This is a genomic window from Actinokineospora enzanensis DSM 44649, from assembly GCF_000374445.1.
GTDB classification, from domain to species: domain Bacteria; phylum Actinomycetota; class Actinomycetes; order Mycobacteriales; family Pseudonocardiaceae; genus Actinokineospora; species Actinokineospora enzanensis.
The window spans coordinates 1-7,698 of the sequence record NZ_KB894475.1 but is presented as its reverse complement, the minus strand read 5'-3'; the positions used below and the strand labels follow the sequence as shown (position 1 = coordinate 7,698).

The following is a 7,698-nucleotide window of genomic DNA, read 5'->3' as shown; positions in this document are numbered from 1 at the left end:
CGTACTGGATGTACTTGGTCGTTTCGGCGGTGCCGTCAGGCACGTCGTGGGCGGGTCGAGACATGGTCGACGTTCTGGGTCGCACCACTAGTGGCAGCCACCGACAATCGAGGCTCGCTGGCGATCTTGCCTGTGGATGGGCGCGAACCCGGGCTCTGTCAAGCATCCCGCCACACCTGTGGATGACTCGCCTTGGTTGTGGACAACCCGCAAGGGGTCCCCTGATGTCAATTCTACCTGGAGCGGCCGACATTTCCGGCGCGCGGCGATCTTGCTTGTGGATAACGTCGGCTGTCCACAGGCAAGATCACCGGCGAGCCCGGAATGTCGGTGGCCGCCGGTAGAATTGGTTCGGGGGCCGAAGGCCTAGCCGCGGACCTAGTGGTGCGACCCACTAGCCGCGCAGTGCGGCGGGGGTCAGTTCGGCCGGAGAGCGGTAGCCCGCCAAGCCCAGCGTCAGGTCCAGATCGGCCAACAGCCCGCGCACCACGTGGCGGACGCCTTCCTCACCGGCCAACCCCAGCCCATACACATACGGACGGCCCAACAGCACGGCCTTCGCGCCCAAGGCCAAGGCCTTCAGCACATCCGCCCCGGTCCGGACACCGGAGTCGAACAGGATCTCCATCCGATCCCCCACCGCCGCGACGATCTCCGGAAGCATCTCCAACGACCCGACAGCACCATCCACCTGCCTGCCGCCATGGTTGGAGACCACGATCCCGTCGATACCCGCGTCGGCGGCCCGCCGCGCGTCGGCGACGTGCTGGATGCCCTTCAGGACAATGGGTCCATCCCAGTGCTCACGCAGGAACGGCAGCTGCTCCCAGCGCTTGTCCGTCCCCGTGAACAGCGACACCCACCGCAGGATCGCCATCGCCTGGTCCTCCTCGGGCGACTTCGCCAACCCCGCCAGGAAAGCCGGATCGGTGAACGCGTTCGCCACCCCGGTCGCGCGCAGGAACGGCAGGTAGGCCCGATCGAGGTCGCGCGGACGCCAAGCCAATGTCCACGTATCCAGGGTGACGACCAACGTCGTGTAACCGGCGTCCTCGGCCCGGCGGAGGAGGCTGACACAGACATCAGGTTCGTTGGGCCAGTACAGCTGGAACCACCGCGGCCCCGCCACCGCCGCGACGTCCTCCAGCGGGAACGACGACGCGGTCGACAGCACGATGGGGACGTCGAGAGCGGCGGCCGCGCGGGCCGTGGCGAGCTCACCGTCCGGGTGGACGATCGACTGCACACCCACCGGGGCCAGCAGCACCGGCGCGGGCATCGACGTGCCCAGCACCGTCACCGACAGGTCCCGCTCGGTCGCGTCGGTCAGCACGCGCGGGACTATCCGCCAGCGGTCGAAAGCGTCGCGGTTGGCTCGCGTGGTGGCGCCGGAGCCCGCGCCACCCGCCACATAACCGAACGCGCCGGGGTCCATGGTGGCCCCGGCGACGTCGGCGAGTCTGGTGTTGTCCGTGGTGAACGGGGGCGTGCGGTCAGCGAGGCCCTGGAGGTAGATCTCGTTCTGGTACTGCGCGTGACCGCCCACTGCCCACTCCCCCGGTTAGCGCGGCGGCTGCTGCGGACCCCACTGGCCCTGCTGCGGCTGGCCCGCGGGCGGCGGGAAACCCGGCTGGCCCTGCGGCGGGCCGTAGCCCTGCGGCGGCGGGACCGGCGCACCCGGCTGGGCGAAACCCTGCTGCTGCGGGGCATGCTGAACCATCGGCTGCTGCATCATCGGCTGCTGGGGCATGCCCTGCGGGGCCATCGGCTGCTGCGGGTAGCCCTGCTGCTGCGGGGGCGCGTAGGACTGTCCGGGCGGCGGGGCGAGACCGGGCGCGGGCGGCTGGCTCGGGGCCTGCTTCTTGCTGAACGCGGTGATCAGCACCAGGATCAGCACCCCGCCCGCGCCGATGGCCGCGCCGATGCCGGGCTGCCACGGCTCCGCCCACATCAGCAGGCGGAACTGGACGTCGGTGTAGTGCAGCACCACCGAGCCGAAGCCGAGAACGATCAGAAGACCGCAGAATCCACGCACCGAGTTCCCCCAGCTGAAAGATGACGTTTCCGGAGTTACCGACGCAGGGCCCCGACCCTCGGTTCCCCCGGAAGAGTGACGGCGGGAACTTTATCGGGCCGCCGTACGTATCCGCCAGAGCCCCACCCAGCCCACCAGCCACGAGGCGAGCGCGGGCACGGCCGCCCCGAGCAGCAGGAATGTCCCGCCCGCGCCGAGTGCGAGGGCCAGGGTCCACACCGCCAGCGCCAGTGTGCCGACCGCCAACAAGGCCACCCCGGCCATGAGCAACGGCAGCCGCCGGGCCAGTTCGCGCGGTTCCAATCGGTTATTTGCCGGAATTGCCCGATATCCCACGGCCGCCGCGCCGATCACGACCACGAGCAATGTCAACGAGAACCAACCAAGCAACGGGCTCGGGTCCGGCCTGCCCGCCAACCACAGCACGAACCCGCCGACCGCCAGCCACCCGGACGACCGCCGCATGATCAGCCACAGGGCGATGCGCTGCGCCCGCCCGAACACCATCTTCCGCTCGGCAGTCCCCACCGATCCCGGGTCGCTCACCGGCTCGACCGGCTCCCGGGACGCGCGCACCGGCCGCCTCGGCCGCCGCCGCCCCGGCACGATCCGTGGCCGCTCCTCGGCGGGCGCGCCGGACGTGGCCATCTCGGCGGTCCGGTCCTCGGGCGCGTGGACCGCGGGCACCCGGGTCGCCGGGATCTCCGCCGTCGGGTCGGACTCGGCACCGGCCGAGATGATGTCGGCCACCCGCAGCGGCTTGGTGATCGGCTCGGACCGCTGCTCCACCGGCCGCTCCACACGCGGCCGCACCGGCGGCTCGGCCCGCATCCCAGGCCGTGTCCCCGCCTGTGTCCCCGTCTGTGTCTCGGTCCTCGGCTCGGTCCGTGTCTCGGTCCGGGTCTCCGGCCGCGGCTCGGCGCGCACCTCGATCAGCGGCTCGATCTCGTCCGCGTCGTCGGGGTCCGCGGGCACCGGCCAGACCGACGACATGCGCTGCCGCCACTCGGCCTCCACCGTCCACGGCCGCGCCGCCCGTTCCTCGCTCTCCCCCGCCGTCCGCTGGGCGCCACCTCGCACCGGGCCATCCTGCCCGGACTCCACACCCACGGCGCCCGATCGGGCCTTCCGCGCGGGCGGGTCGGACTCGGGCGGTCCGGACTGGGGCGGTCCGGACTGGGACAGATCAGACTCGGGCAGGTCGGACTGGGACAGATCGGGCTCGGGCGGGTCGGGCACCAGCGCGGGCCGCCGCGACGTGCGGATCCGCCGTGGCAACACGGGGATCACCTTCGCCACCGACCCGTCGTCAGCGCCATCCGCGGTCGGGGCCGCGGTGCCCGGCGTCGAGCCCGCGTCCGCGTCACCGGACACGCCACTGTCCATACCGGCAGCACCTTCCGAGCGGCCATCGCGGGCAGCCACGCCCCCGAGGGTCGCGGCAGCGCCAAGGCTGCCAGAGCCGACACCGTCCGGCACAGCACCGTCCGTGCGGTTCTCGCCGACAACCACACCTTCGGCGACAACACCCCCCACGACAACCCCACCGGACACCACGCTGTCCGGACCGTTGTCGCGAACGATCCCACCGGCGGACGCGGAAGCCGCGTCCACGACAGCCCTGCCCGCGACCGGGTCGGACGCACCGTCCAGCAGCGGCGAGGCCACGCCCGTGCCGGACGCGATCAGCAGCTCCTCCGACGCGTCCCCGTGCCGCCCCGGCTCGTCCGGTCGCGGCTCCGCCTCCGGCCGTCGCCCCAGCACCCGCTCGTTCCACCGCTCACGCGCGGGCTGCGCCCACTCACCTGAGTCACTGAGTCGGCGAGCGAACCCACGGCGGCGCGGAGGTCGCACCGGCGCCGGTGCCGCGCGGGTCAGACCGTCGAGCTTGGCGCGGACCTCGGTATTGCCCGGGTCCAGCAGCAGTGCGTCGGTGTACGCGCGGCGGGCGAGGTCCTGGTCGTGCACCCGGTCGGCGGCCAGGCCCAGGATCTCGTGCGTGCGCGGCACCTCGGGCGCCATCGTCACCGCGTGGCGGGCGGCGGCCAACGCCTCGTGCGGGGAGCGCGGCCCGAGCACCTCCGACAGCGTGACCTGGGAGCGCCAGTCCTGCGGGTCGCGGCGGGCGGCCTCGCGGGCGGAGACCACGGCCTCGTCGTGCCTGCCCAGCTCCGAGAGGGACAGGCTGGCGAGCCGGTGCGCCCAGGAGCGCTCACCGAGGGTGATGGCCCGCTTCGCCGCGTCGAGGCACAGCTGATAGTCGCCCGCGTCCAGCAGGGCGGCCGCGAGCCGACACCAGGCTTCGGGATTGTCGGGATGGACGACCAGCACCGGGCGCAGCAACGCGATCGCGTCGGCGGGCCTGCCGACCGCGGTGAGCTGCGCGGCCTCCACCAGCACCGCGTCGATCGGCTCGGTCATGGCACCCTCCCGCCCCGTCTCGCCCCCAGTGTGTCAAGCCTCTGGGCGACATTCGGCACGACCCGCGTGACCGGTCACCAAAGGCAACACCAGTGTCCTCCGCCCAGGTGATCAGTCTCACCCGTTCACCGCCAACCACACCCATCTGGCCGCATGGTTGTTCCCACTTTCGAGAGCGCGCAACCTCGTGGCCGCACTGTGGCGGTCAGTGGATCGTGACAGTGGCCTTCGTCCTATCGCCGGATGTTTCGTGCCCCGTCGTTCTTAGACTGGATCGGTGTCCGCTCCGTCCCGATCCATGCAGGTCCGCCTGGCGCTCATCCTGGGCGGGCTGTCGGCGTTCGGTCCGCTGTCGATCGACATGTACCTGCCCGCGTTCCCGGAGCTGGCCGAGCGGCTGCACACCGGGCCGTCCCAGGTACAGCTGACGCTGACCACGTTCATGATCGGTCTGGCGGTTGGCCAGGCGGTGGCCGGTTCGCTGTCGGACTCGTTCGGCAGGCGCGGCCCGCTGGTGGTCGGGCTGGCGCTGTACACGGCCAGCTCGGTGGCGTGCGTGGTCGCACCGTCGGTGTACGCGCTGGCGGCCTTGCGTTTGGCGCAGGGGCTGAGCGCGGCGGCGGGGGTGGTGATCGCCCGCGCGGCCGTGCGGGACATGTTCTCCGGGGCCGCGATGGCCAAGTTCTTCTCGGCGTTGATGCTGGTCAACGGTCTGGGGCCGCTGCTGGCGCCGATCGTGGGCGGGCAGCTGCTGCGGTGGACCTCGTGGGAGGGGATCTTCGTCGCGCTGGCCGCGTTCGGCGCGGTGCTGCTGGCCGTGGTGGTGTTCTTCCTGCCCGAGACGCTGCCGCCGGAGTACCGGGGCAGGCCGCAGCTGCGCCGTACGTTGCGCACCTACGTGAAGATCGGCACCGAGCGGTCGTTCTTCGCGTACGCGGCCGCGGCGGGGTTCGTGGGCGGGGCGATGTTCGCCTACATCGCCGGGTCGTCGTTCGTGCTGCAGGACATCCACGGGATGAGCCCGCAGGAGTACAGCCTGGTGTTCGCCGGGAACGCGCTCGGGATCATGCTGGTGTCGCAGTTGAACTCGCTGCTGCTGCGCTGGTTCGCGCCGCGGGTGCTGCTGGTGTCGGCGCTGGTCGTGGCCGCGGTGGGCGGGCTCGGCGTGCTGGCGTCGGTGGCGTTCGCGCTGCCGCTGCCGTTCCTGCTCGCGGCGCTGTTCGTGTCCGTGGTGTGCGTGGGCATGGTCAGCCCGAACTCGACCGCGCTGGCGTTGGCCGACCACGGCGAGAACGCGGGCGCGGCGTCCGCGCTGCTGGGGGTGTTGCAGTTCGTCATCGGCGGGATCACCTCGCCGCTGGTCGGACTGGGCGGCGGGCAGACGGCGCTGCCGATGGCGATCGTGATCGCGGTGCTGGCGTGCACGGGGATCGTGCTGTTCGCGGTGCTGCGCCCGGCCGCGCCGCGGTTGACCGGACCCGCGGCGGTCCCGGCCGAGGCCGGGCTGGGCGGCGGGCTCGGCGCCGAACCGGTCGCCGAACCCGCCAAAGCCGATCACGGCCGGTAGGGGCCATTCAGCGGTGGCCGTCCGGGGTGGGCTCCACCGAGGCGTCGATCACCGCGTCACGCAGCGCGGCCCGCAGCCTGCCCACGTCGAGCGGCGACAGGATCGCGGTCTCGCCGGGCGGCGCGACGAGCACGACCTGCCCCTGCCGCACGAACACCGTCACATCGCGCTTGCGCCCCGCGATGTCGCGACAGTTGACCGACCACTCCCTGTGGCTGTTCACCGCACCCACCTCTCGCACCCTGACCACTTTCGGGTCGTCTCTCTCCATCAGTGGTGACGGGGACGGTAACGACCCGTGACGGGAAAGGTGATGTGATCTCAAGATTTTCCGGGGGCGCGCGGCAGGTCGTTGACGACTAACGTTGCGCACACGCCGGCTTCACTACAGGAGTGGGGGAATCCCAGGCATGGCTGAGCCACACCGCATCGTCATCGTCGGCACCGGGCTCGCGGGCGCCAGCACCGCGGGTTCGCTGCGTGAACGCGGCTACCCCGGCGAGATCACCCTGATCGGCCGCGACCCCAACCGTCCCTACGAGCTACCGGCGCTGTCCAAGGGCATCCTGCTGGGCGACACCGACGAGCCCGACTGGGTGCACGAGGACGACTTCTACGGCGACATCGCCCTGCGCACCGGCACCACGGTCACCGAACTGCGCCTCGGCGAGCGCGCCGTGCTCGACGACCAGGGCGGCACCCACCCCTACGACCGGCTCGTACTGGCCACCGGCTCGCAGCCGCGGCGGCTGCCGATCCCCGGCGCCGACCTGGCCAACCTGCACACCCTGCGCACCCTGGAGGACTCGCTCACCCTCCGCGCCGAGCTCACCGCCGACGCCCGCGTGGTGATCGTCGGCGCGGGCTGGATCGGCTGCGAGGTCGCCGCCGCGGCCCGCAAGCACGGCGCCACCGTGCACGTGGTCGAACCGCTCCCGCTCCCCCTGCACCGCACCCTGGGCCCCCGCATCGGCGAGTTCTTCCGCGACGTCCACGCCGCCGAGGGCGTCACCTGGCACCTGGGCGTCGGCGTCGCGGAGTTCACCGGCACCGAGGGCGTCGTCACCGGCGTGCGCCTGGCGGACGGCACGACCCTCGACGCCGACGTGGTCGTGGTCGGCGTCGGCGCGTCCCCCCGCGTCGAGCTGGCCGAGGCGGCGGGCCTGGAGATCGCCGAGACGGGCGGCGTCGCGGTCGACGCGACCCTGCGCACCTCGGCCCCGGACGTGTTCGCGATCGGCGATATCGCCGCCCACCTGCACCCCCGCTACGGCAAACGCGTCCGCGTGGAGCACTGGGCGAATGCGAAGGACCAGGGCACGACGGTGGCGGGAAGCCTGATCGGGGCGGCCGAACCGTATTCGTCGAGCCCGTATTTCTTCTCCGACCAGTACGACCTCGGTCTGGAGGTGCGCGGGCTGTTCGATCCGGAACTGGACGAGCTGGTCATCCGCGGTGATATCGCGGCCCGGGAGTTCATCGCTTTCTGGACGCGGGAAGGCCGGGTCCAGGGCGCGATGAACGTGAACTCGTGGGACGACGGCGACGCGTTGCAGGCATTGGTGGACAAGCAATCCACGGTCAGCGCGGATGACCTGCGCACGGGCAGCTTGGCGGATCTGGCCTAGTGGTGCGACCCAGAACGTCGGCCGTGTATCGGCGGGTCCACGGCGTG

General features: G+C 71.8%; 6 protein-coding genes. 2 read left to right on the top strand and 4 right to left on the bottom strand.

The window, feature by feature from the left end:
• Positions 1–394: 394 nt before the first annotated feature.
• From C503_RS0136820 to C503_RS43980, 3 genes are all read right to left on the bottom strand, one after another.
• Positions 395–1,546, bottom strand: coding sequence for a lactate 2-monooxygenase (locus tag C503_RS0136820; RefSeq protein ID WP_018687196.1), 1,152 nt, complete (start codon positions 1,544–1,546; stop codon positions 395–397).
• A gap of 15 nt (positions 1,547–1,561) precedes the next feature.
• Positions 1,562–2,035, bottom strand: a complete 474-nt coding sequence (locus C503_RS46600; RefSeq protein ID WP_018687195.1) for a hypothetical protein — start codon at positions 2,033–2,035, stop codon at positions 1,562–1,564.
• Positions 2,036–2,125: 90 nt separating this feature from the next.
• On the bottom strand, positions 2,126–4,456 hold the full coding sequence (locus tag C503_RS43980) for a tetratricopeptide repeat protein (protein WP_051115039.1): 2,331 nt from the start codon (positions 4,454–4,456) through the stop codon (positions 2,126–2,128).
• A 298-nt stretch (positions 4,457–4,754) separates the two neighbouring features.
• Here C503_RS43980 and C503_RS0136800 point away from each other — a divergent pair, with 298 nt between their 5' ends.
• Positions 4,755–6,023 carry a multidrug effflux MFS transporter gene (locus C503_RS0136800; RefSeq protein ID WP_018687194.1) on the top strand — a complete coding sequence of 423 codons (1,269 nt, stop codon included), beginning with the start codon at positions 4,755–4,757 and terminating at the stop codon, positions 6,021–6,023.
• Between the two features lie 7 nt (positions 6,024–6,030).
• Here the strand turns inward: C503_RS0136800 and C503_RS0136795 are convergent, their stop codons facing one another.
• On the bottom strand, positions 6,031–6,255 hold the full coding sequence (locus tag C503_RS0136795; protein WP_018687193.1) for a hypothetical protein: 225 nt from the start codon (positions 6,253–6,255) through the stop codon (positions 6,031–6,033).
• A gap of 178 nt (positions 6,256–6,433) precedes the next feature.
• Here C503_RS0136795 and C503_RS0136790 point away from each other — a divergent pair, with 178 nt between their 5' ends.
• Positions 6,434–7,651 (top strand): NAD(P)/FAD-dependent oxidoreductase, encoded by a 1,218-nt coding sequence (locus C503_RS0136790; RefSeq protein WP_018687192.1) that lies wholly within the window; start codon positions 6,434–6,436, stop codon positions 7,649–7,651.
• Positions 7,652–7,698: the final 47 nt, after the last annotated feature.